The organism is Superficieibacter sp. (genome assembly GCF_032071645.1).
Classification (GTDB): domain Bacteria; phylum Pseudomonadota; class Gammaproteobacteria; order Enterobacterales; family Enterobacteriaceae; genus Superficieibacter.
Genome location: NZ_DAMAPU010000023.1, coordinates 15,260 through 37,405, shown reverse-complemented (window position 1 = coordinate 37,405; position 22,146 = coordinate 15,260). Strand labels below are relative to the sequence as shown.

Genomic DNA, 22,146 nt, shown 5'->3' with positions numbered 1-22,146 from the left:
CCGATGGTAGTGTGGGGTCTCCCCATGCGAGAGTAGGGAACTGCCAGGCATCAAACAGGTAAAAAGCCCGTCCGCAAGGACGGGCTTTTTGCGTTTCTACGCCTCAGGCTTCATCCTCTTTTAACGCTACTTCCCGGAGCGACAAACTAATCACCCATACCACGACATATGCGGTAAACTAGCGGTGAAATTGCATCAGGATAGCGTCTATGAATCACTCCCTTAAGCCCTGGAATACCTTTGGCATCGATCAGTCTGCAAAAGAAATTGTTTGTGCCGAGACTGAACAACAACTCATCAGCGCATGGCAGAATGCCACCCGGCAGCAGCAGCCTGTATTAATCCTCGGCGAGGGTAGCAACGTCCTGTTTCTTGAAGATTTTGACGGTACGGTGATCGTTAACCGTATCAAAGGCATTAAAATTACGCAGCATCCTGACGCATGGCACCTGCACGTTGGTGCCGGAGAAAACTGGCATCACCTGGTGCAATACACGCTGCAACACGGAATGCCTGGACTCGAAAACCTGGCGATGATCCCTGGCTGCGTTGGTTCGTCCCCCATTCAAAACATCGGTGCTTATGGCGTGGAGTTACAACGTGTCTGTCATTATGTCGACTGCATTGAATTAGCCACAGGGAAGGCGTTGCGCCTGACCGCCTCTGAGTGCCGCTTCGGCTATCGCGACAGCATTTTCAAACATGAATATCAGGATCGCTACGCGATTGTTGCAGTAGGTCTGCGTCTGCCTGAACAATGGCAGCCGGTACTGACCTATGGCGATTTAACACGCCTTGATCCTGCGACAGTGACTCCACAAGAGGTATATGACTCGGTCTGTCATATGCGCACCACGAAGCTTCCCGATCCGAAAATTAACGGCAATGCCGGTAGCTTCTTTAAAAACCCGGTGATAAGCAGCGAGCAGGCACAGGTATTCCTTGCTGCTTTCCCTGGCGCACCGCATTACCCGCAGGCAGATAGTACCGTTAAACTTGCCGCCGGGTGGCTGATAGACCAGTGCCAGCTAAAAGGCGTGCAGTCGGGCGGAGCGATGGTTCATCAGCAGCAGGCGCTGGTTCTTATCAATACTGGTCATGCCCGTGGTGAAGATGTTGTCGACCTGGCACACCAGGTGCGCCTGCGAGTCGGTGAAAAGTTCAATGTATGGCTTGAGCCTGAAGTCCGTTTCATTGGACGCGCTGGCGAAATAAATGCTGTGGAGATTATTGCGTGAGAGATAACACCATCCCGTTAACGCTAATTTCTATTCTCTCTGATGGCGGTTTTCATTCCGGTCAGCAGCTGGGAGAGCGGCTGGGCATGAGCCGCGCGGCAATTAATAAACATATTCAGACTCTGCGCGACTGGGGCGTGGATGTTTTTACCGTTTCCGGAAAAGGCTATAGCCTGCCGGAGCCTATCCAGTTACTTAATGAAGAATTTATCCGTAGCCAGATCGATTATGGAACGGTGGCGGTTCTGCCCGTTATTGATTCAACAAACCAGTACCTGATGGATCGTATTGGTGAGCTGAGTTCCGGCGATGTCTGCGTGGCGGAGTATCAGCAGGCCGGTCGCGGACGTCGCGGGAGAAAGTGGTTTTCTCCCTTCGGCGCAAATCTCTACCTCTCCATGTACTGGCGGCTTGAGCAGGGCCCGGCAGCGGCGATAGGCTTAAGCCTGGTAATCGGCATTGTCATGGCGGAGGTGCTACACGATTTGGGGGCTACGCAGGTCAGAGTCAAATGGCCGAATGATCTCTACTTACAGGATCGCAAGCTGGCAGGCATCCTCGTTGAGCTGACCGGCAAAACCGGTGATGCGGCGCAAATTGTCATCGGTGCAGGCATTAATATGGCAATGCGGCGTGTCGAAGCCGAGGTTGTTAACCAGGGCTGGATCAACCTGCAGGAAGCAGGGATCGTCATCGATCGCAATGCGCTTGCGGTTCGGTTAATCAATGAGCTGCGCACATCTCTTCAACTTTTTGAACAGGAAGGACTGACTCCCTATCTTTCTCGCTGGGAAAAACTTGATAACTTTATTAATCGTCAGGTCAAACTTATTATTGGTGACAGAGAAATCGTAGGTATTTCCCGCGGAATTAATACTCAGGGAGCACTGTTGCTGGAGCAAAACGGGGAAATTAAACCCTGGATGGGCGGAGAGATCTCTCTTCGCAGCGCAGAATAAAAAAGGGAGCCAGCGCTCCCTTTTTTCTACTTACGTAAACGAACCTGCCTGACAGCATGGTTGGCGCTTTTAGTCATAATCAGGCTTGCGCGCTCGCGGGTAGGAAGAATGTTTTCTTTCAAATTCAAGCCATTAATTTCATTCCACAGCGAATTAGCAACATTCACAGCTTCTTCTTTAGATAACTTCGCGTAATTGTGAAAATAAGAATCCGGATCGGTAAATGCCCCTTCACGGAATTTCAGGAAGCGATTGATATACCACGTTTGTAATAATTCTTCCGGCGCATCGACATAAATAGAGAAATCAACGAAATCCGAGACGAATACATGATGCGGATCGTGTGGATAATCCATCCCACTCTGCAAAACATTTAATCCTTCCAGAATGAGTATATCCGGTTGGGTCACTGATTTATCGCCATCGGGGATCACATCATAAATAAGATGCGAGTAAACCGGCGCGGTAGCATTTGGAACGCCCGATTTAATATCAGAAACAAACTTGACCAGCCGATGCATATCATAGGACTGGGGGAAGCCTTTCTTCTTCATTAACCCCCGATCCTTCAACACCTGGTTTGGATGCAGAAAACCATCGGTAGTAATAAGTTCTACCTGGCGATGTTCCGGCCAGCGGCTTAGCAGTGCCTGCAATACGCGCGCGGTAGTGCTCTTACCGACAGCTACGCTACCGGCAATGCTAATGATATAAGGAATACGCTGCCCGTTGGTCCCCAGAAATTGTTCAAGTACGGCCTGGCGACGCAGATTGGAACTGATGTAAAAATTGAGCAAACGCGACAGCGGTAGATAAATCTCCGCCACTTCTTCCAGAGAAAGATCTTCGTTGATGCCTTTTAACCGGGCGATCTCGCCTTCGGTCAGGGTCATAGGGACAGAATCACGAAGAGCAGCCCACTGGTTGCGGTCAAATTCCATGTAGGGCGTCATTAACGGATGTTCTTTTTTGCTCATAAGCATGTTTCTCGCTGCCCTTCAACCCGCAGACAGAAAAGGGACGAAGGCGCGGCACATTTCAGTTAATTTACACAATGGGCAGGAGGTTAACACCAGATGAAAAAGAAGATAAGAAAAAATCGCCTCTGGACGTGCAATCCTCTACCTGCAAAGGCTATAGCACCTGGTAATTCTGTGAACCTGGCGTGAGAAAAGCCCCGGCAATCAAGGCGAAATAATGCTCTGCAATGGACGAATTTACGTCATATTTGTCCACTTGCGCACAAAATGTGAGCGATAGAACAATTTATGCAATTTTTTAGTTGCATGCAGCCGCTGGTCTACCTAGAATGCGCGCTACTTGATGCCGACTTAGCTCAGTAGGTAGAGCAACTGACTTGTAATCAGTAGGTCACCAGTTCGATTCCGGTAGTCGGCACCATCAAGCCCGGTGGGGTTCCCGAGCGGCCAAAGGGAGCAGACTGTAAATCTGCCGTCACAGACTTCGAAGGTTCGAATCCTTCCCCCACCACCATTTCTGGCTATGCGAAGCGTAGCTTGAGTTGGCGCGGTAAAACGAGCCAGCTTAAACAGAAAGAACTGGGTAGCCGAGTTTCAGGATGCGGGCATCGTATAATGGCTATTACCTCAGCCTTCCAAGCTGATGATGCGGGTTCGATTCCCGCTGCCCGCTCCAGACGTGCTGATATGGCTCAGTTGGTAGAGCGCACCCTTGGTAAGGGTGAGGTCCCCAGTTCGACTCTGGGTATCAGCACCACTTCACTTCTCCTCCCTGTTTCTCTCTGTTACTTAACATTCAACAAGTCGGGCATGTTGCCTGGTTGATGTGGTGATATCACCGATTTATCCGTGTCTTAGAGGGACAATCGATGTCTAAAGAAAAGTTTGAACGTACAAAACCGCACGTTAACGTCGGTACTATCGGCCACGTTGACCATGGTAAAACAACGCTGACCGCTGCGATCACTACCGTACTGGCTAAAACCTACGGCGGTGCTGCTCGCGCATTCGATCAGATCGATAACGCGCCGGAAGAAAAAGCTCGTGGTATCACCATCAACACTTCTCACGTTGAATATGACACCCCGACCCGCCACTACGCGCACGTAGACTGCCCGGGCCACGCCGACTATGTTAAAAACATGATCACCGGTGCTGCGCAGATGGACGGCGCGATCCTGGTTGTTGCTGCGACTGACGGCCCGATGCCGCAGACCCGTGAGCACATCCTGCTGGGTCGTCAGGTAGGCGTTCCGTACATCATCGTGTTCCTGAACAAATGCGACATGGTTGATGACGAAGAGCTGCTGGAACTGGTAGAAATGGAAGTTCGTGAACTTCTGTCCCAGTACGACTTCCCGGGCGATGACACCCCGATCATCCGTGGTTCTGCTCTGAAAGCGCTGGAAGGCGAAGCTGAGTGGGAAGAAAAAATCATCGAACTGGCTGGCTTCCTGGATTCCTACATCCCTGAACCAGAACGTGCGATTGACAAGCCGTTCCTGCTGCCGATCGAAGACGTATTCTCCATCTCCGGCCGTGGTACCGTTGTTACCGGTCGTGTAGAGCGCGGTATCATCAAAGTTGGTGAAGAAGTTGAAATCGTTGGTATCAAAGATACCGCGAAATCCACCTGTACCGGCGTTGAAATGTTCCGCAAACTGCTGGACGAAGGCCGTGCCGGTGAGAACGTAGGTGTTCTGCTGCGTGGTATCAAACGTGAAGAAATCGAACGTGGTCAGGTACTGGCTAAGCCGGGTTCCATCAAGCCGCACACCAAGTTCGAATCTGAAGTGTACATCCTGTCCAAGGACGAAGGCGGCCGTCACACTCCGTTCTTCAAAGGCTACCGTCCGCAGTTCTACTTCCGTACAACTGACGTGACTGGCACCATCGAACTGCCGGAAGGCGTTGAAATGGTAATGCCGGGCGACAACATCAAAATGGTTGTTACCCTGATCCACCCGATCGCGATGGACGACGGTCTGCGTTTCGCAATCCGTGAAGGCGGCCGTACCGTTGGCGCGGGCGTTGTTGCTAAAGTTCTCAGTTAATCACTGATAACATTTGACGCAATGCGCAATAAAAGGGCATCATTTGATGCCCTTTTTGCACGCTTTCACACCAGAACCTGGCTCATCAGTGATTTTTTTTGTCATAATCATTGCTGAGACAGGCTCTGTAGAGGGCGTTTGATGAAGTATATAGTCCGAAACGCCGCACAGCCTTTCGGTTAGGTTTGCCTCGCACAAGCGGGGTGAAAATGTTTGTCTGATTCTTTTGACAGGTTGGTTTATGAGTGCGAATACCGAAGCTCAGGGAAGCGGGCGCGGCCTGGAAGCGATGAAGTGGTTGGTTGTGGCTGTATTGCTCCTTGTAGCTATCGTCGGCAACTACCTCTATCGTGACATGATGCTGCCGCTACGCGCGCTGGCAGTAGTAATTCTGATTGCTGCAGCGGGTGGTGTCGCGCTGTTGACAACGAAAGGTAAGGCGACCGTGGCCTTTGCCCGCGAAGCGAGAACCGAAGTCCGCAAGGTGATTTGGCCAACTCGTCAGGAAACGTTGCACACCACGCTGATCGTGGCTGCAGTGACTGCTGTTATGTCACTCATCCTGTGGGGGCTGGATGGTATTCTGGTCCGCCTGGTATCCTTTATCACTGGCCTGAGGTTCTGAGATGTCTGAAGCTCCTAAAAAGCGCTGGTACGTCGTTCAGGCGTTTTCCGGTTTTGAAGGCCGCGTAGCAACGTCGCTGCGTGAGCATATCAAATTACATAATATGGAAGAGTTGTTTGGTGAAGTCATGGTGCCGACCGAAGAAGTGGTCGAAATCCGTGGCGGACAGCGCCGCAAAAGCGAGCGCAAATTCTTCCCGGGCTACGTACTGGTCCAGATGGTCATGAACGACGCGAGCTGGCACCTGGTGCGCAGCGTGCCGCGCGTAATGGGCTTCATTGGTGGTACGTCTGACCGTCCTGCACCCATCAGCGACAAAGAAGTTGATGCGATCATGAACCGCCTGCAGCAGGTTGGTGATAAACCGCGTCCGAAAACGATGTTTGAGCCGGGTGAAATGGTGCGCGTCAGCGACGGTCCGTTTGCAGACTTTAACGGCGTGGTTGAAGAAGTGGACTACGAGAAGTCTCGCCTGAAAGTCTCTGTTTCTATCTTCGGTCGTGCGACTCCGGTCGAGCTGGATTTTGGCCAGGTAGAAAAAGCATAAAAAAACGGCGATATGGTCGTTGCACCAGGCGCGAAATTGACATACAATTTCGCGCCTTTTGTTTTTATGGGTCTTGTATCCGTAAAACGCATTTATCACGGGGAGCCGTTACTTACACAAATCATTCAGGTCGCCTGAAAGAGTGTGTAAAGGCGCTATAACCCATATTGAGGATTTTAGAATGGCTAAGAAAGTACAAGCCTACGTTAAGCTGCAGGTTGCAGCTGGTATGGCGAACCCGAGTCCGCCGGTTGGTCCAGCACTGGGTCAGCAGGGTGTGAACATCATGGAATTCTGTAAAGCGTTCAACGCCAAAACTGATTCCATCGAAAAAGGTCTGCCGATTCCGGTTGTTATTACCGTTTACGCTGACCGTTCTTTCACCTTCGTTACCAAAACGCCTCCGGCAGCAGTTCTGCTGAAGAAAGCGGCTGGTATCAAGTCTGGTTCCGGCAAGCCGAACAAAGACAAAGTAGGTAAAATTTCCCGCGCTCAGCTGCAGGAAATCGCGCAGACCAAAGCTGCCGACATGACTGGTGCCGATGTTGAAGCGATGACTCGCTCCATCGAAGGTACTGCACGTTCCATGGGCCTGGTAGTGGAGGATTAAGAAATGGCTAAACTGACCAAGCGCATGCGTGTGATCCGCGAGAAAGTTGACGTTACCAAACAGTATGACGTTAACGAAGCCATTGCTCTGCTGAAAGAGCTGGCCACCGCTAAATTTACTGAAAGCGTAGACGTTGCCGTTAACCTCGGCATCGACGCGCGTAAATCTGACCAGAACGTACGTGGTGCAACTGTACTGCCGCACGGCACTGGTCGCTCTGTACGCGTAGCCGTATTTACCCAGGGTGCAAACGCTGAAGCTGCTAAAGCGGCTGGCGCTGAACTGGTAGGTATGGAAGATCTGGCTGAACAGATCAAAAAAGGCGAAATGAACTTTGACGTTGTTATTGCTTCCCCGGATGCAATGCGCGTTGTTGGCCAGCTTGGCCAGGTTCTGGGTCCGCGTGGCCTGATGCCTAACCCGAAAGTTGGTACTGTAACGCCGAACGTTGCTGAAGCGGTTAAGAACGCTAAAGCCGGTCAGGTTCGTTATCGTAACGACAAAAACGGCATCATCCACACCACCATCGGTAAAGTGGATTTCGATACTGATAAACTGAAAGAAAACCTGGAGTCTCTGCTGGTTGCGCTGAAAAAAGCAAAACCAAGCCAGGCGAAAGGCGTGTACATCAAGAAAATCAGCATCTCCACCACCATGGGTGCTGGCGTTGCCGTTGACCAGGCTGGTCTGAGCGCTTCTGCGAACTAAGATTAGCCTTTACGTGGGCGGTGGATTTGTCTACAATCTTCGCCCACGAAAAGATTTCGGTTGGAGCCTGGCCTAATCCAGGCCTCCGTCCAAGACCGCAGGCGTTTCGCAAGAGACTTAATTTATTGCCTGCGTAGACGGTGACAGAACCTGAAGACATTTTATAAGTATCTTTGGCTTGTTTCTGCTCACCGTATTAAGACGTTCTTTTCTTTGAGAAGAGCGAAGTGAGTTCCAGAACCTAAGTTCTGGCAAACATCCAGGAGCAAAGCTAATGGCTTTAAATCTTCAAGACAAACAAGCGATTGTTGCTGAAGTCAGCGAAGTAGCCAAAGGCGCGCTGTCTGCAGTAGTTGCGGATTCCCGTGGCGTGACTGTAGATAAAATGACCGAACTGCGTAAAGCAGGTCGCGAAGCCGGCGTTTACATGCGTGTTGTTCGTAACACCCTGCTGCGCCGTGTTGTTGAAGGTACTCAGTTTGAGTGCCTGAAAGACGCGTTCGTTGGTCCGACCCTTATTGCATATTCTATGGAACACCCGGGCGCTGCTGCTCGTCTGTTCAAAGATTTCGCAAAAGCGAATGCAAAATTTGAGGTCAAAGCCGCTGCCTTTGAAGGTGAGCTGATCCCGGCGTCGCAAATCGACCGCCTGGCAACTCTGCCGACCTACGAAGAAGCAATTGCACGCCTGATGGCAACCATGAAAGAAGCTTCGGCTGGCAAACTGGTTCGTACTCTGGCTGCTGTACGCGATGCGAAAGAAGCTGCTTAATTGCACTTTTCTTTGTAAAGCATCTGCTTACGTATAAACTTATTCTGATATTCAGGAACAATTTAAATGTCTATCACTAAAGATCAAATCATTGAAGCAGTATCCGCTATGTCCGTAATGGACGTTGTAGAACTGATCTCTGCAATGGAAGAAAAATTCGGTGTTTCTGCTGCTGCCGCTGTTGCTGTAGCTGCTGGCCCGGTTGAAGCTGCTGAAGAAAAAACTGAATTCGACGTTATTCTGAAAGCTGCTGGCGCTAACAAAGTTGCCGTTATCAAAGCAGTTCGTGCCGCTACTGGCCTGGGTCTGAAAGAAGCTAAAGACCTGGTAGAATCTGCTCCGGCCGCTCTGAAAGAAGGCGTGAGCAAAGATGACGCTGAGTCTCTGAAAAAATCTCTGGAAGAAGCTGGCGCTGAAGTTGAAGTTAAATAAGCCAACCCTTCCGGTTGCAGCCTGAGAAATCAGGCTGATGGCTGGTGACTTTTTGGTCACCAGCCTTTTTGCGCTGTAAGGCACCGGTAGCATTTCACACTGTTTGACTACTGGTTGTCCTGACAATGCTTGTTTCTATCGACGACTTAATATACTGCGACAGGGCATCTGTCCTGTGTAAATCGCAATGAAATGGTTTAAGCGTGATAGCAACAGGCATTGCGGAAAGTGTTCCATTTTCCGGTCAACAAAATAGTGTTGCATAAACTGTCCCTTTGATGGACAGCGTGGGTCGACTTGTCAGCGAGCTGAGGAACCCTAATGGTTTACTCCTATACCGAGAAAAAACGTATTCGTAAGGATTTTGGAAAGCGTCCGCAGGTTCTGGACATTCCTTATCTCCTTTCTATCCAGCTTGACTCGTTTCAGAAGTTCATCGAGCAAGATCCTGAAGGACAGTACGGTCTGGAAGCAGCTTTCCGCTCCGTATTCCCGATTCAGAGCTACAGCGGTAATTCAGAGCTACAGTACGTTAGCTACCGTCTTGGCGAACCGGTGTTTGACGTTCAGGAATGTCAGATCCGTGGTGTGACCTATTCCGCACCGCTGCGTGTGAAGCTGCGTCTGGTGATTTACGAGCGCGAAGCGCCGGAAGGCACCGTTAAAGACATCAAAGAACAAGAAGTGTACATGGGCGAAATTCCGCTCATGACCGACAACGGTACTTTTGTTATCAACGGTACTGAGCGTGTTATCGTTTCTCAGCTGCACCGTAGTCCTGGCGTGTTCTTCGACAGCGACAAAGGTAAAACCCACTCTTCGGGTAAAGTGCTGTATAACGCGCGTATCATCCCTTACCGTGGTTCCTGGCTGGACTTCGAATTCGATCCGAAGGACAACCTGTTCGTGCGTATTGACCGTCGCCGCAAACTGCCTGCGACCATCATTCTGCGCGCGCTGAACTACACCACTGAACAGATCCTTGACCTGTTCTTTGAAAAAGTGGTCTTCGAGATCCGCGACAACAAGCTGCAAATGGAACTGGTGCCGGAACGCCTGCGTGGTGATACCGCCTCCTTTGACATCGAAGCTGATGGCAAGCTGTACGTCGAAAAAGGCCGCCGCATTACCGCGCGCCACATTCGCCAACTGGAAAAAGACGATATTAAACTTATCGAAGTTCCGGTTGAGTACATCGCGGGCAAAGTTGCTGCGAAAGACTACGTTGACGAATCTACTGGCGAGCTGATCTGCCCGGCTAACATGGAGCTGAGCCTCGATCTGCTGGCTAAGCTGAGCCAGTCTGGCCACAAACGTATCGAAACGCTGTTCACTAACGATCTGGACCACGGTCCGTACATGTCTGAGACTGTACGCGTCGACCCGACCAACGATCGCCTGAGCGCACTGGTAGAAATCTACCGTATGATGCGTCCTGGTGAGCCGCCGACTCGTGAAGCGGCTGAAAGCCTGTTTGAGAACCTGTTCTTCTCCGAAGACCGCTATGATCTGTCTGCGGTTGGTCGTATGAAGTTCAACCGTTCTCTGCTGCGCGACGAAATCGAAGGTTCCGGTATCCTGAGCAAAGACGACATCATTGAAGTGATGAAGAAGCTCATTGATATCCGTAACGGCAAAGGCGAAGTCGATGATATCGACCACCTCGGCAACCGTCGTATCCGTTCCGTAGGTGAAATGGCGGAAAACCAGTTCCGCGTTGGCCTGGTACGTGTAGAGCGTGCGGTAAAAGAGCGTTTGTCTCTGGGCGATCTGGATACCCTGATGCCTCAGGACATGATCAACGCCAAACCGATTTCCGCAGCGGTGAAAGAGTTCTTCGGCTCCAGCCAGCTGTCTCAGTTTATGGACCAGAACAACCCGCTGTCTGAGATTACGCATAAACGTCGTATCTCCGCACTCGGCCCAGGCGGTCTGACCCGTGAACGTGCAGGCTTTGAAGTTCGAGACGTACACCCGACTCACTACGGTCGCGTATGTCCAATCGAAACGCCTGAAGGTCCGAACATCGGTCTGATCAACTCCCTGTCCGTGTACGCACAGACTAACGAATATGGCTTCCTTGAGACGCCGTACCGTAAAGTCACCGACGGCGTTGTGACCGACGAAATTCATTACCTGTCTGCGATTGAAGAAGGTAACTATGTCATCGCCCAGGCGAACACCAACCTGGACGAAGAAGGTCGTTTTGTTGACGATCTCGTTACCTGCCGTAGCAAAGGTGAATCCAGCTTGTTCAGCAACGACCAGGTTGACTACATGGACGTTTCCACCCAGCAGGTGGTTTCCGTCGGTGCGTCCCTGATCCCGTTCCTGGAACACGATGACGCCAACCGTGCATTGATGGGTGCGAACATGCAACGTCAGGCGGTTCCGACTCTGCGCGCTGATAAGCCGCTGGTGGGTACCGGTATGGAACGTGCTGTTGCCGTTGACTCCGGTGTAACGTCCGTTGCTAAGCGTGGCGGTACCGTTCAGTACGTTGATGCTTCCCGTATCGTTATTAAAGTTAACGAAGACGAGATGTATCCGGGCGAAGCGGGTATCGACATCTACAACCTGACCAAATACACCCGTTCTAACCAGAACACCTGTATCAACCAGATGCCGTGCGTGTCTCTGGGTGAGCCGGTTGAACGTGGCGATGTGCTGGCAGACGGTCCGTCCACTGACCTCGGTGAACTGGCGCTCGGTCAGAACATGCGCGTAGCGTTCATGCCGTGGAACGGTTACAACTTCGAAGACTCCATCCTCGTATCCGAGCGTGTAGTTCAGGAAGACCGTTTCACTACCATCCATATTCAGGAACTGGCGTGCGTGTCCCGTGACACCAAGCTGGGGCCGGAAGAGATCACCGCTGACATCCCGAACGTGGGTGAAGCTGCGCTCTCTAAACTGGATGAATCCGGTATCGTTTATATCGGTGCGGAAGTGACCGGTGGCGACATTCTGGTGGGTAAGGTAACGCCGAAAGGTGAAACCCAGCTGACCCCAGAAGAGAAGCTGTTGCGTGCGATCTTCGGTGAGAAAGCGTCTGACGTTAAAGACTCTTCTCTGCGCGTGCCAAACGGTGTTTCCGGTACGGTTATCGACGTTCAGGTCTTTACCCGCGATGGCGTGGAAAAAGACAAACGTGCGCTGGAAATCGAAGAAATGCAGCTCAAGCAGGCCAAAAAAGACCTGTCTGAAGAACTGCAAATCCTCGAAGCGGGCCTCTTTAGCCGTATCCGCGCCGTACTGATTTCCGGTGGCGTTGAAGCTGACAAGCTCGACAAACTCCCGCGCGATCGCTGGCTGGAACTGGGCCTGACCGACGAAGAGAAACAAAATCAGCTGGAACAACTGGCTGAGCAGTACGACGAACTGAAACACGAGTTCGAGAAAAAACTCGAAGCGAAACGCCGCAAAATCACTCAGGGCGACGATCTGGCACCGGGCGTGCTGAAGATTGTTAAGGTTTATCTGGCGGTTAAACGTCGGATCCAGCCTGGTGACAAGATGGCAGGTCGTCACGGTAACAAGGGTGTTATCTCTAAGATCAACCCGATCGAAGATATGCCTTACGATGAAAACGGCACGCCGGTAGACATCGTACTGAACCCGCTGGGTGTACCGTCTCGTATGAACATCGGTCAGATTCTGGAAACTCACCTGGGTATGGCTGCGAAAGGTATCGGCGATAAGATCAACGCCATGCTGAAACAGCAGCAGGAAGTCGCGAAACTGCGCGAATTCATCCAGCGTGCCTACGATCTGGGCGCTGATGTTCGTCAGAAAGTTGACCTGAACACCTTCAGCGATGAAGAAGTGATGCGTCTGGCTGAAAACCTGCGTAAGGGTATGCCAATCGCAACGCCTGTATTCGACGGTGCGAAAGAGTCTGAAATCAAGGAACTGCTGCAACTGGGTGGCCTGCCGACTTCCGGTCAGATCACGCTGTTTGATGGCCGTACTGGTGAACAGTTCGAACGTCAGGTAACCGTAGGTTACATGTACATGCTGAAACTGAACCACCTGGTTGATGACAAGATGCACGCGCGTTCTACCGGTTCTTACAGCCTGGTTACCCAGCAGCCGCTGGGTGGTAAGGCACAGTTCGGTGGTCAGCGCTTCGGTGAGATGGAAGTGTGGGCGCTGGAAGCATATGGCGCAGCATACACCCTGCAGGAAATGCTTACCGTTAAGTCTGATGACGTCAACGGTCGTACCAAGATGTATAAAAACATCGTGGACGGCAATCATCAGATGGAACCAGGTATGCCGGAATCCTTCAACGTACTGTTGAAAGAAATCCGTTCTCTGGGTATCAACATCGAGCTGGAAGACGAGTAACTCTCGCTCAAACAGGTCACTGGTGCCGGGGTAAAACCCGGTGCCAGATTGTGCTAACTCCGACGGGAGCAAATCCGTGAAAGACTTATTAAAGTTTCTGAAAGCGCAAACTAAAACCGAAGAGTTTGATGCGATCAAAATTGCTCTGGCCTCGCCAGACATGATCCGTTCATGGTCTTTCGGTGAAGTTAAGAAGCCGGAAACCATCAACTACCGTACGTTCAAACCTGAACGTGACGGCCTTTTCTGCGCCCGTATTTTTGGGCCAGTAAAAGATTACGAGTGCCTGTGCGGTAAGTACAAGCGCCTGAAACACCGTGGTGTGATCTGTGAGAAGTGCGGCGTTGAAGTGACCCAGACTAAAGTACGCCGTGAGCGTATGGGCCACATCGAGCTGGCGTCTCCGACTGCGCACATCTGGTTCCTGAAATCTCTGCCGTCCCGTATCGGTCTGCTGCTTGATATGCCGCTGCGCGATATCGAACGCGTACTGTACTTCGAATCCTATGTGGTTATCGAAGGCGGTATGACTAACCTGGAACGCCAGCAGATCCTGACTGAAGAACAGTATCTGGATGCGCTGGAAGAGTTCGGCGACGAATTCGACGCAAAAATGGGTGCGGAAGCAATCCAGGCCCTGCTGAAGAGCATGGATCTGGAGCAAGAGTGTGAAACTCTGCGCGAAGAGCTGAACGAAACCAACTCCGAAACCAAGCGTAAGAAGCTGACCAAGCGTATCAAACTGCTTGAAGCGTTCGTACAGTCTGGCAACAAGCCGGAGTGGATGATCCTGACCGTTCTGCCGGTTCTGCCGCCAGATCTGCGTCCGCTGGTTCCGCTGGATGGTGGTCGTTTCGCTACGTCGGATCTGAACGATCTGTATCGTCGCGTTATTAACCGTAACAACCGTCTGAAACGTCTGCTGGATCTGGCTGCGCCGGACATCATTGTACGCAACGAAAAACGTATGCTGCAGGAAGCGGTTGACGCTCTGCTGGATAACGGTCGTCGCGGTCGTGCAATCACCGGTTCTAACAAACGTCCTCTGAAATCTTTGGCCGATATGATCAAAGGTAAGCAGGGTCGTTTCCGTCAGAACCTGCTCGGTAAGCGTGTTGACTACTCCGGTCGTTCTGTAATCACCGTAGGTCCATACCTGCGTCTGCATCAGTGCGGTCTGCCGAAGAAAATGGCGCTGGAGCTGTTCAAACCGTTCATCTACGGCAAGCTGGAACTGCGTGGCCTCGCCACCACCATCAAAGCCGCGAAGAAAATGGTTGAGCGCGAAGAAGCTGTCGTTTGGGATATCCTGGACGAAGTGATCCGCGAACACCCGGTACTGCTGAACCGTGCACCCACTCTGCACCGTTTGGGTATCCAGGCATTTGAACCGGTATTGATCGAAGGTAAAGCTATTCAGCTGCACCCGCTGGTTTGTGCGGCCTATAACGCCGACTTCGATGGTGACCAGATGGCTGTTCACGTACCGCTGACGCTGGAAGCCCAGCTCGAAGCGCGTGCGCTGATGATGTCTACCAACAACATCCTGTCCCCGGCGAACGGCGAACCTATCATCGTTCCGTCCCAGGACGTGGTACTGGGTCTGTACTACATGACCCGTGACTGTGTTAACGCCAAAGGCGAAGGCATGGTGCTGACTGGCCCGAAAGAAGCTGAGCGTATCTATCGCGCTGGCCTGGCCTCTCTGCATGCGCGTGTAAAAGTGCGTATCACCGAATATGAAAAAGATGAAAACGGCGAACTCGTAGCGGTTACCAGCATTAAAGACACGACCGTTGGCCGTGCCATTCTGTGGATGATCGTACCGAAAGGTCTGCCTTTCTCCATCGTCAACCAGGCGCTGGGTAAAAAGGCTATCTCCAAAATGCTGAACACCTGTTACCGCATTCTGGGCCTGAAACCGACCGTTATTTTTGCGGACCAGACGATGTACACCGGCTTTGCTTATGCAGCGCGTTCAGGTGCATCCGTTGGTATCGATGACATGGTCATCCCGGAGAAAAAACACGAGATCATCAGCGAAGCGGAAGCCGAAGTTGCTGAGATTCAGGAACAGTTCCAGTCCGGTCTGGTAACAGCGGGCGAACGCTATAACAAAGTTATCGATATCTGGGCTGCGGCGAACGATCGTGTATCCAAAGCGATGATGGATAACCTGCAAACTGAAACCGTGATTAACCGTGACGGCGAAGAAGAGCAGCAGGTTTCCTTCAACAGCATCTACATGATGGCCGACTCCGGTGCGCGTGGTTCTGCGGCACAGATTCGTCAGCTTGCTGGTATGCGTGGTCTGATGGCGAAGCCGGATGGCTCCATCATCGAAACGCCGATCACCGCGAACTTCCGTGAAGGTCTGAACGTACTCCAGTACTTCATCTCCACTCACGGTGCGCGTAAAGGTCTGGCGGATACCGCACTGAAAACGGCGAACTCCGGTTATCTGACGCGTCGTCTGGTTGACGTTGCGCAGGATCTGGTTGTTACCGAAGACGATTGTGGCACGCTTGAAGGCATCACCATGACCCCGGTTATCGAAGGTGGTGACGTTAAAGAGCCGCTGCGCGATCGCGTACTGGGTCGTGTGACTGCGGAAGACGTTCTGAAACCGGGTACGGCGGACATTCTGGTTCCACGCAACACGCTGCTGCACGAGCACTGGTGTGACCTGCTGGAAGAGAACTCCGTTGACTCCGTCAAAGTACGTTCCGTTGTATCCTGTGACACCGACTTTGGTGTATGTGCGCACTGCTATGGTCGTGACCTGGCGCGTGGCCACATCATCAACAAAGGTGAAGCTATCGGCGTTATCGCGGCACAGTCCATCGGTGAGCCGGGTACACAGCTGACCATGCGTACCTTCCACATCGGTGGTGCGGCATCGCGTGCGGCTGCTGAATCCAGCATCCAGGTGAAAAACAAAGGTAGCATCCGTCTGAGCAATGCGAAGTCGGTTGTGAACTCTGCCGGTAAGCTGGTGGTGACTTCTCGTAACACCGAGCTGAAGTTGATCGATGAATTCGGTCGTACCAAAGAGAGCTACAAAGTACCTTACGGTGCGGTAATGGCGAAGGGTGATGGCGAACAGGTTGCTGGCGGCGAAACCGTAGCAAACTGGGACCCGCATACCATGCCGGTTATCACTGAAGTAGCAGGTTTCATTCGTTTCACTGACATGATTGATGGCCAGACCATCACCCGTCAGACTGACGAACTGACCGGCCTGTCTTCTCTGGTGGTTCTGGACTCTGCGGAACGTACTGCGGGTGGTAAAGACCTGCGTCCGGCGCTGAAAATTGTTGATGCGAACGGTAACGACGTTCTGATCCCTGGTACCGATATGCCTGCGCAGTACTTCCTGCCGGGTAAAGCGATTGTTCAGTTGGAAGATGGCGTACAGATCAGTTCTGGTGACACCCTGGCGCGTATTCCGCAGGAATCCGGCGGTACCAAGGATATCACCGGTGGTCTGCCGCGCGTTGCGGACCTGTTCGAAGCCCGTCGTCCGAAAGAGCCGGCAATCCTGGCTGAAATCAGCGGCATTATTTCCTTCGGTAAAGAAACCAAAGGGAAACGTCGTCTGGTTATTACCCCGGTAGATGGTAGCGATCCGTACGAAGAGATGATCCCGAAATGGCGTCAGCTCAACGTGTTTGAAGGTGAGCGTGTCGAACGTGGTGACGTGGTTTCCGACGGTCCGGAAGCACCGCATGACATCCTGCGTCTTCGTGGCGTACACGCGGTAACGCGTTATATCACCAACGAAGTTCAGGACGTTTACCGTCTGCAAGGCGTTAAGATTAACGATAAGCACATCGAAGTTATCGTTCGTCAGATGCTGCGTAAAGCGACCATCGAAAACGCAGGCAGCTCCGACTTCCTGGAAGGCGAGCAGGTTGAATACTCCCGCGTCAAGATTGCAAACCGCGATCTGGAAGCGAACGGCAAAGTGGAAGCTACATTCTCCCGCGATCTGCTGGGTATCACCAAAGCGTCTCTGGCAACCGAGTCGTTCATCTCTGCGGCATCGTTCCAGGAGACCACGCGTGTCCTGACCGAAGCAGCCGTTGCGGGTAAACGTGACGAACTGCGCGGCCTGAAAGAGAACGTTATCGTGGGTCGTCTGATCCCGGCAGGTACGGGTTATGCGTACCACCAGGATCGTATGCGCCGTCGCGCAGCGGGCGAACAGCCAGCTGCACCGCAGGTGACTGCTGAAGATGCGTCTGCCAGCCTGGCAGAACTGCTGAACGCAGGCCTGGGCGGTTCCGACAACGAGTAATCGTTACGCTTAGCGTAAAAAGCCAGTCAGGTTTCCTGACTGGCTTTTTTTTATTTGAAATCTGGGGAACGGAAAACAGTATTATCGCGAGGGGCACGCAGGACGCGCTGATATATCACTATTCCGGCAACAGACAAAAACAGCCGTATGAAATTCTCAGATAGCAGGCAGCAAAAAGGCGAAGATCACGCTTCGCCTTTTTTACCTGCAATGCCGTTATTAATTCACTAACGGCAGACGGCGATACAGTTCAATCATATCGCCCGCCAGGTCCTGAATAACCATCGCGTTCATCAGGTGATCCTGGGAATGAACGGTGATCAGATTAACCGGCAGTTTGCCTGCACCTTCATCAAGGCCGATCAGCTGCGTCTGAATTTTATGCGCATGCTTCACGTACTCACGGGACTCTTCCATCGCCTGTTCTGCACCGGTGAAATCGCCTTTACGCGCCAGTTGCAGTGCCGTCAACGCCTGGCTACGTGCAGCGCCAGCGTTAACCAGCAGTTCCATAATAATAGTTTCTAAATCTTCCACTTCATTACTCCATCAGCTTGAGGGCTTTCTCAAGGACGGCATCGCCTTTCATCATGCCGTAATCCATCATATCAATCACTGCGACTTTTTTGCCCAGCGGATCGGCCTGCGCCTGTAATTTAGCCTGCTCGTATTTCACCTGCGGTCCGAGTAACACAATATCCGCCGTAGCAATGTTGTCATTAAATTCAGCGACCGGCACAGCTTTGATCGAGACTTCGATCCCTTTCTTCTGAGCTGCGTCCTTCATACGTTGAACCAACATGCTGGTGGACATACCTGCGGCACAGCATAAAACGATGTTCTTCATAACTAGCCCTCACTATTCCTTGGTTCTACATCTTTATCCTTTGCAGTAAAGGCAGACAACTCCTTTGCTTTGAATGTGTGTAAGGCGTCACAAAGTAAGCTGTAAAAAAATGAAACCGGTTACATTTTGTCATTAGATCGTCAGCATTGCCGCTTTCTTGAACAGAAAACCTGCGCATGCACCCCGATGTGTGGCCCATCACAAAACGCAGTTAATCCTCCCCCATTCATGCCCGATGCGTTGACATAAAAAACGAAGCTGAATAGTATTTCTCATGTGGTATATACCACTAAAACAAACAGCAGCGCGGTGGGGATGGAATGAACAATTTCACTGAATTAATGGAAAGAAAATTGTTGCCGATGGCAATGAAGATCGAAAATAACGACTATCTTTCTGCTATCAAGGACGGGTTTATCAGGATTATGCCTTTCCTGATTATTGGCTCTTTCTTTTTGCTGATCGCTAACCTTCCTTTTCCCGGCTATAACGAATTTGTGATTAACCTTTTGGGCGATAAATTCATTGGTCGGCTGAATTATATTCTTGATGCCACTTATTCAATTATGGCGTTACTGGTTATCGTTAGTATTAGCATCAGTCTGGCAAAACGCTGGCAACTGAATGAAATAACCTGCGCCCTGATTTCGCTGGTCTCTTTTTTGTTGATTACTCCGTTCAAACTGCCGCAGGAGCAGGGCGACGCAATTAGCGACGTTATCCCGGTTTTTGCCCTGGGTGCGCAGGGGCTGTTTTTGTCGATTATCGTCACTCTGGTGGCGGTAAGGCTTTATCGACTGCTTAACCATCCTAAGCTGATGATCTCCATGCCCGACAGCGTCCCTCCGGCGGTGGCGAACAGTTTTAGCTCTCTGATCCCTTCCTTTCTGATTGTGCTGGTATTCTGGCTTATCCGCCTGCTGTTTGAAAGCACCTCTTTTGGCACCGTGCAGGAGATGATCTTCACCGTTCTTCAGGCGCCGATGATGAAGCTGGGTAATTCTTTGCCCTCGCAGATGGTCGCGGAGTTTTTCATCAGCTTCTTCTGGTTCTTTGGCCTGCATGGCGACTCTATTGTCTCGGCGATTATGGGACCTATCTGGCGTTCGCTGACCATGGAAAACATGCAGGCGATGAAAACCGGGCTGCCACCGGTCAATATCATCACTCAGCAGTTCCGCGATGTATTCCTGATTTGTGGCGGAACCGGTTTTACGCTGGCAATGCTGCTGGTCATGCTTTTTCGTGCCAAAAGTAAACGTATGCGCGAAATCGCCAAGTTAGCGTCTCCGGCTGCCATCTTTAATATTAATGAACCGATTATTTTTGGCGTGCCGATTGCGTTAAATCCCCTGTTACTGATCCCTTTCATTATTGTGCCGGTCGTGCTGTGCGTCATCACCTATAGCGCGATGGCGTTTGGTTTTCTGCCGTTAACGTCCGGGCTGGAAATTCCGTGGACCACGCCCATTTTTATTAGTGGCTTTTTAATCTGCGGCTGGAAAGGCATGTTATTTCAGGCCATCAATCTCATTGTCGCGATGACGATTTATTATCCCTTCGTGATGACCCTGGATAAACAGTACCTGCGCGATGAATCCAGTCAGCAGCAAGAAAGTACACCCGAATTACCTGTTACAGAATATTAAAAGGATTGCATGATGAATAAGAAACTCAAGATCGTAACTATCGGCGGTGGTAGTTCTTATACTCCAGAAATCATTGAAGGTTTTATTCAGCGTTATCATGAGTTGCCGATTGGTGAAATCTGGCTGGTTGACGTTGAGGCTGGCCGGGAGAAGCTGGAAATTGTCGGTATGCTGGCAAAACGGATGGTGGAAGCGGCGGGTATTGATTGCAACGTTCATCTCACCCTTGACCGCCGGGAAGCGCTTAAAGATGCTGACTTTGTCACCACCCAGCTACGCGTGGGCCAGCTGGATGCGCGCATTAAGGATGAACGCATTCCCCTTTCGCACGGCATGATTGGTCAGGAGACCAACGGCGCGGGCGGACTGGCAAAGGCGCTGCGTACTATTCCGGTGATCCTGGATATCTGCCGCGATATGGAAGAGCTTTGTCCTGATGCCTGGCTGATCAACTTTACCAATCCAAGCGGTATCGTCACTGAAGCGGTGATTAAGCACAGCCGCATCAAGTGCGTCGGGTTATGTAACCTGTCGCAGTCAATGCAGCGGATGGTGGCGGAAATCCTCGGCGTCGATAAATCCCGCTTCCTGCTTCAACTGGTTGGCCTGAACCACTTCCTGTACGGCACCCATGTTTATATGGACGGCAAAGACGTCATGCCGGACGTGCTGAAAAACCTGCGCTATGACAGCGCTCATAAACCGAAAAATATCCCGGACATTCCCTGGCTCCAGGAACAAATTCAGCACCTTGGCGTCATTCCCTGCCCGTATCATCAGTATTACTACACTACCAGCAACGTGCTGGAAAAGCAGCTTCAGGATTACGCCGAGCATGGCACGCGGGGCGAGGTGGTTAAAGCGGTCGAGCATGAGTTATTTGAACTGTATAAAGATCCCGACCTGCATGAAAAACCCAAACAGCTTGAGCAGCGCGGGGGGGCGTATTATTCCGAAGCAGCCTGTGAACTGATCAGCGCTATCTACAACGACAAAAACCTGTTGATGACGGTTAACGTGCGCAACAACGGCACCATCCGCTCTCTGCCGGATAACGTGGCGATTGAAACCACCTGCGTGATTGGCCGCTACGGAGCGATCCCGCTGAATAACGATCCGTTGCCTGCCACCGTTTCCGGGCTGGTTTCATTGATGAAAGCCTGGGAAGAGATGGCGGTCGAAGCGGCAGTAACCGGAAGTTACGGTGCGGCGCTTCAGGCTCTGACGCTTAACCCTCTGGTTCCGTCAGGTAAGCTGGCTAAAGTGGTACTGGATGAGTTACTGGAAGCTCACCGCGAATACCTGCCGCAGTTCTTCAGGAAGTAAGCACTTTATGGCTGCGCATTCTGAACAGATCGCCACGGTTATAGCTCCACGAGTAGTTAAACACCGTGCCGTCAGCAAGCCAGGTGCGTTCTTTAATGTGCAGCATCGGCGAGTTCACCGGAACGCGCAGCAGTCGGGCCATTTCGTCATCAAACAGGCTGGCGGTCACTTCAGAATCGGTGCCGCCAATTTTTTGCTGGCAGGCGTGCTCGATAAACGTGTACAGCGAATGGTGCTCGAGCGTGTCGTCATCAATGGTGGCGACAATCGCCAGCGGAATATAGCTGTCTTCGATAAGCGCAGGAACGTCGTCAAACAAACGCACGCGGCGAATGGCATGAACAGGCTCATCCGGTGAGACGCCAAACTGACTGGCGAGATAATCGCCCGCCGGTTGCCGGACATGGTAAATCAGCTGGCTGGTGATAGTGGCTTTCTCACTAAGTTCCTGAGTCACGCCCAGCGCGCTGTTTTTACCTTCAGGGTTAAGCAGGTAAATCGGCGCGGCAAAGGTCCGGCAAACAAATGTGCCTTTGCCGATGACCTTTTTGACCAGCCCTTCCTGCTCCATGTGGGTAATCGCTTTTTGCACCGTCGCGCGCGTTACGCCAAAGGTGTCCGCCAGTTCGCGTTCTGAAGGAATAAGTGAACCAACGGGATATTTTTGATTTTGAATATCACGCCGCAGCGTATCGCGGATCATAACATACAGTGGCTTCATGGCGGCCCCGAAAAGTATTTACAAAAGT

At 51.7% G+C, this 22,146-nt stretch carries 17 protein-coding genes and 4 tRNA genes; 17 read left to right on the top strand and 4 right to left on the bottom strand.

The annotated features are described in order from the left end of the window. Positions 1-209: 209 nt before the first annotated feature. Positions 210-1,238, top strand: a complete 1,029-nt coding sequence (gene murB, locus RT197_RS21450) for a UDP-N-acetylmuramate dehydrogenase (RefSeq protein ID WP_312953246.1) — start codon at positions 210-212, stop codon at positions 1,236-1,238. Then, complete coding sequence (birA, locus tag RT197_RS21445; protein ID WP_312953244.1) at positions 1,235-2,197, top strand: bifunctional biotin--[acetyl-CoA-carboxylase] ligase/biotin operon repressor BirA; 963 nt, start codon at positions 1,235-1,237, stop codon at positions 2,195-2,197. Before murB ends, birA begins: the two co-directional genes overlap by 4 nt. A 26-nt stretch (positions 2,198-2,223) precedes the next feature. Here the strand turns inward: birA and coaA are convergent, their stop codons facing one another. Then, entirely contained in the window at positions 2,224-3,174 is a 951-nt protein-coding gene (gene coaA / locus RT197_RS21440) for a type I pantothenate kinase (protein ID WP_312953243.1), read from the bottom strand. Between the two features lie 348 nt (positions 3,175-3,522). Here coaA and RT197_RS21435 point away from each other — a divergent pair. From RT197_RS21435 to rpoC, 13 genes are all read left to right on the top strand, one after another. After that, positions 3,523-3,598, top strand: a tRNA-Thr gene (locus tag RT197_RS21435). Positions 3,599-3,606: 8 nt separating this feature from the next. Beyond that, a tRNA-Tyr gene (locus tag RT197_RS21430) sits at positions 3,607-3,691 on the top strand. A gap of 87 nt (positions 3,692-3,778) precedes the next feature. Next, positions 3,779-3,853 (top strand) — tRNA-Gly (locus tag RT197_RS21425). 5 nt (positions 3,854-3,858) lie between these two features. Continuing rightward, positions 3,859-3,934, top strand: a tRNA-Thr gene (locus RT197_RS21420). Between the two features lie 112 nt (positions 3,935-4,046). Further along, positions 4,047-5,231, top strand: coding sequence for an elongation factor Tu (gene tuf, locus RT197_RS21415; protein ID WP_312952851.1), 1,185 nt, complete (start codon positions 4,047-4,049; stop codon positions 5,229-5,231). A gap of 241 nt (positions 5,232-5,472) precedes the next feature. Further along, complete coding sequence (secE, locus tag RT197_RS21410) at positions 5,473-5,856, top strand: preprotein translocase subunit SecE (RefSeq protein WP_312953242.1); 384 nt, start codon at positions 5,473-5,475, stop codon at positions 5,854-5,856. A 1-nt stretch (position 5,857) separates the two neighbouring features. Next, positions 5,858-6,403, top strand: a complete 546-nt coding sequence (nusG, locus tag RT197_RS21405; protein ID WP_123350555.1) for a transcription termination/antitermination protein NusG — start codon at positions 5,858-5,860, stop codon at positions 6,401-6,403. Between the two features lie 181 nt (positions 6,404-6,584). Then, positions 6,585-7,013, top strand: a complete 429-nt coding sequence (gene rplK, locus RT197_RS21400) for a 50S ribosomal protein L11 (RefSeq protein WP_312953241.1) — start codon at positions 6,585-6,587, stop codon at positions 7,011-7,013. A 3-nt stretch (positions 7,014-7,016) separates the two neighbouring features. Next, positions 7,017-7,721, top strand: a complete 705-nt coding sequence (gene rplA / locus RT197_RS21395) for a 50S ribosomal protein L1 (RefSeq protein WP_312953240.1) — start codon at positions 7,017-7,019, stop codon at positions 7,719-7,721. Between the two features lie 274 nt (positions 7,722-7,995). Beyond that, positions 7,996-8,493, top strand: coding sequence for a 50S ribosomal protein L10 (gene rplJ / locus RT197_RS21390; RefSeq protein ID WP_007704673.1), 498 nt, complete (start codon positions 7,996-7,998; stop codon positions 8,491-8,493). Positions 8,494-8,559: 66 nt separating this feature from the next. Then, on the top strand, positions 8,560-8,925 hold the full coding sequence (rplL, locus tag RT197_RS21385; protein WP_312953239.1) for a 50S ribosomal protein L7/L12: 366 nt from the start codon (positions 8,560-8,562) through the stop codon (positions 8,923-8,925). Between the two features lie 321 nt (positions 8,926-9,246). After that, entirely contained in the window at positions 9,247-13,275 is a 4,029-nt protein-coding gene (gene rpoB, locus RT197_RS21380; protein WP_312953238.1) for a DNA-directed RNA polymerase subunit beta, read from the top strand. Between the two features lie 76 nt (positions 13,276-13,351). Continuing rightward, a complete protein-coding gene (gene rpoC / locus RT197_RS21375) occupies positions 13,352-17,575 on the top strand; it encodes a DNA-directed RNA polymerase subunit beta' (protein ID WP_312953237.1) in 4,224 nt (1,407 codons plus the stop codon). Between the two features lie 219 nt (positions 17,576-17,794). Here rpoC and RT197_RS21370 read toward each other — a convergent pair whose 3' ends face one another. Both RT197_RS21370 and RT197_RS21365 read right to left on the bottom strand, forming a co-directional pair. Next, on the bottom strand, positions 17,795-18,112 hold the full coding sequence (locus RT197_RS21370; protein WP_312953236.1) for a PTS lactose/cellobiose transporter subunit IIA: 318 nt from the start codon (positions 18,110-18,112) through the stop codon (positions 17,795-17,797). A gap of 4 nt (positions 18,113-18,116) precedes the next feature. Continuing rightward, positions 18,117-18,422: a PTS sugar transporter subunit IIB gene (locus RT197_RS21365; protein ID WP_312953235.1), complete on the bottom strand. Its 306-nt coding sequence runs from the start codon at positions 18,420-18,422 to the stop codon at positions 18,117-18,119. Positions 18,423-18,742: 320 nt separating this feature from the next. Here RT197_RS21365 and celB point away from each other — a divergent pair, with 320 nt between their 5' ends. Then, positions 18,743-20,071, top strand: a complete 1,329-nt coding sequence (gene celB, locus RT197_RS21360; RefSeq protein WP_312953234.1) for a PTS cellobiose transporter subunit IIC — start codon at positions 18,743-18,745, stop codon at positions 20,069-20,071. 12 nt (positions 20,072-20,083) lie between these two features. After that, on the top strand, positions 20,084-21,397 hold the full coding sequence (locus RT197_RS21355; RefSeq protein WP_312953231.1) for a 6-phospho-beta-glucosidase: 1,314 nt from the start codon (positions 20,084-20,086) through the stop codon (positions 21,395-21,397). Here the strand turns inward: RT197_RS21355 and RT197_RS21350 are convergent. Then, positions 21,387-22,118, bottom strand: a complete 732-nt coding sequence (locus RT197_RS21350; protein ID WP_312953230.1) for a GntR family transcriptional regulator — start codon at positions 22,116-22,118, stop codon at positions 21,387-21,389. The two genes, RT197_RS21355 and RT197_RS21350, sit on opposite strands and share 11 nt — an antisense overlap. Positions 22,119-22,146: the final 28 nt, after the last annotated feature.

Bases quoted from the DNA above. Each gene is read 5' to 3' on its own strand.
- murB (WP_312953246.1), top strand. From the start codon at position 210: ATGAATCACTCCCTTAAGCCCTGGAATACCTTTGGCATCGATCAGTCT.
- coaA (WP_312953243.1), bottom strand. From the start codon at position 3,174: ATGAGCAAAAAAGAACATCCGTTAATGACGCCCTACATGGAATTTGAC.
- tuf (WP_312952851.1), top strand. From the start codon at position 4,047: ATGTCTAAAGAAAAGTTTGAACGTACAAAACCGCACGTTAACGTCGGT.
- secE (WP_312953242.1), top strand. From the start codon at position 5,473: ATGAGTGCGAATACCGAAGCTCAGGGAAGCGGGCGCGGCCTGGAAGCG.
- nusG (WP_123350555.1), top strand. From the start codon at position 5,858: ATGTCTGAAGCTCCTAAAAAGCGCTGGTACGTCGTTCAGGCGTTTTCC.
- rplK (WP_312953241.1), top strand. From the start codon at position 6,585: ATGGCTAAGAAAGTACAAGCCTACGTTAAGCTGCAGGTTGCAGCTGGT.
- rplA (WP_312953240.1), top strand. From the start codon at position 7,017: ATGGCTAAACTGACCAAGCGCATGCGTGTGATCCGCGAGAAAGTTGAC.
- rplJ (WP_007704673.1), top strand. From the start codon at position 7,996: ATGGCTTTAAATCTTCAAGACAAACAAGCGATTGTTGCTGAAGTCAGC.
- rplL (WP_312953239.1), top strand. From the start codon at position 8,560: ATGTCTATCACTAAAGATCAAATCATTGAAGCAGTATCCGCTATGTCC.
- rpoB (WP_312953238.1), top strand. From the start codon at position 9,247: ATGGTTTACTCCTATACCGAGAAAAAACGTATTCGTAAGGATTTTGGA.
- RT197_RS21365 (WP_312953235.1), bottom strand. From the start codon at position 18,422: ATGAAGAACATCGTTTTATGCTGTGCCGCAGGTATGTCCACCAGCATG.
- celB (WP_312953234.1), top strand. From the start codon at position 18,743: ATGAACAATTTCACTGAATTAATGGAAAGAAAATTGTTGCCGATGGCA.
- RT197_RS21355 (WP_312953231.1), top strand. From the start codon at position 20,084: ATGAATAAGAAACTCAAGATCGTAACTATCGGCGGTGGTAGTTCTTAT.
- RT197_RS21350 (WP_312953230.1), bottom strand. From the start codon at position 22,118: ATGAAGCCACTGTATGTTATGATCCGCGATACGCTGCGGCGTGATATT.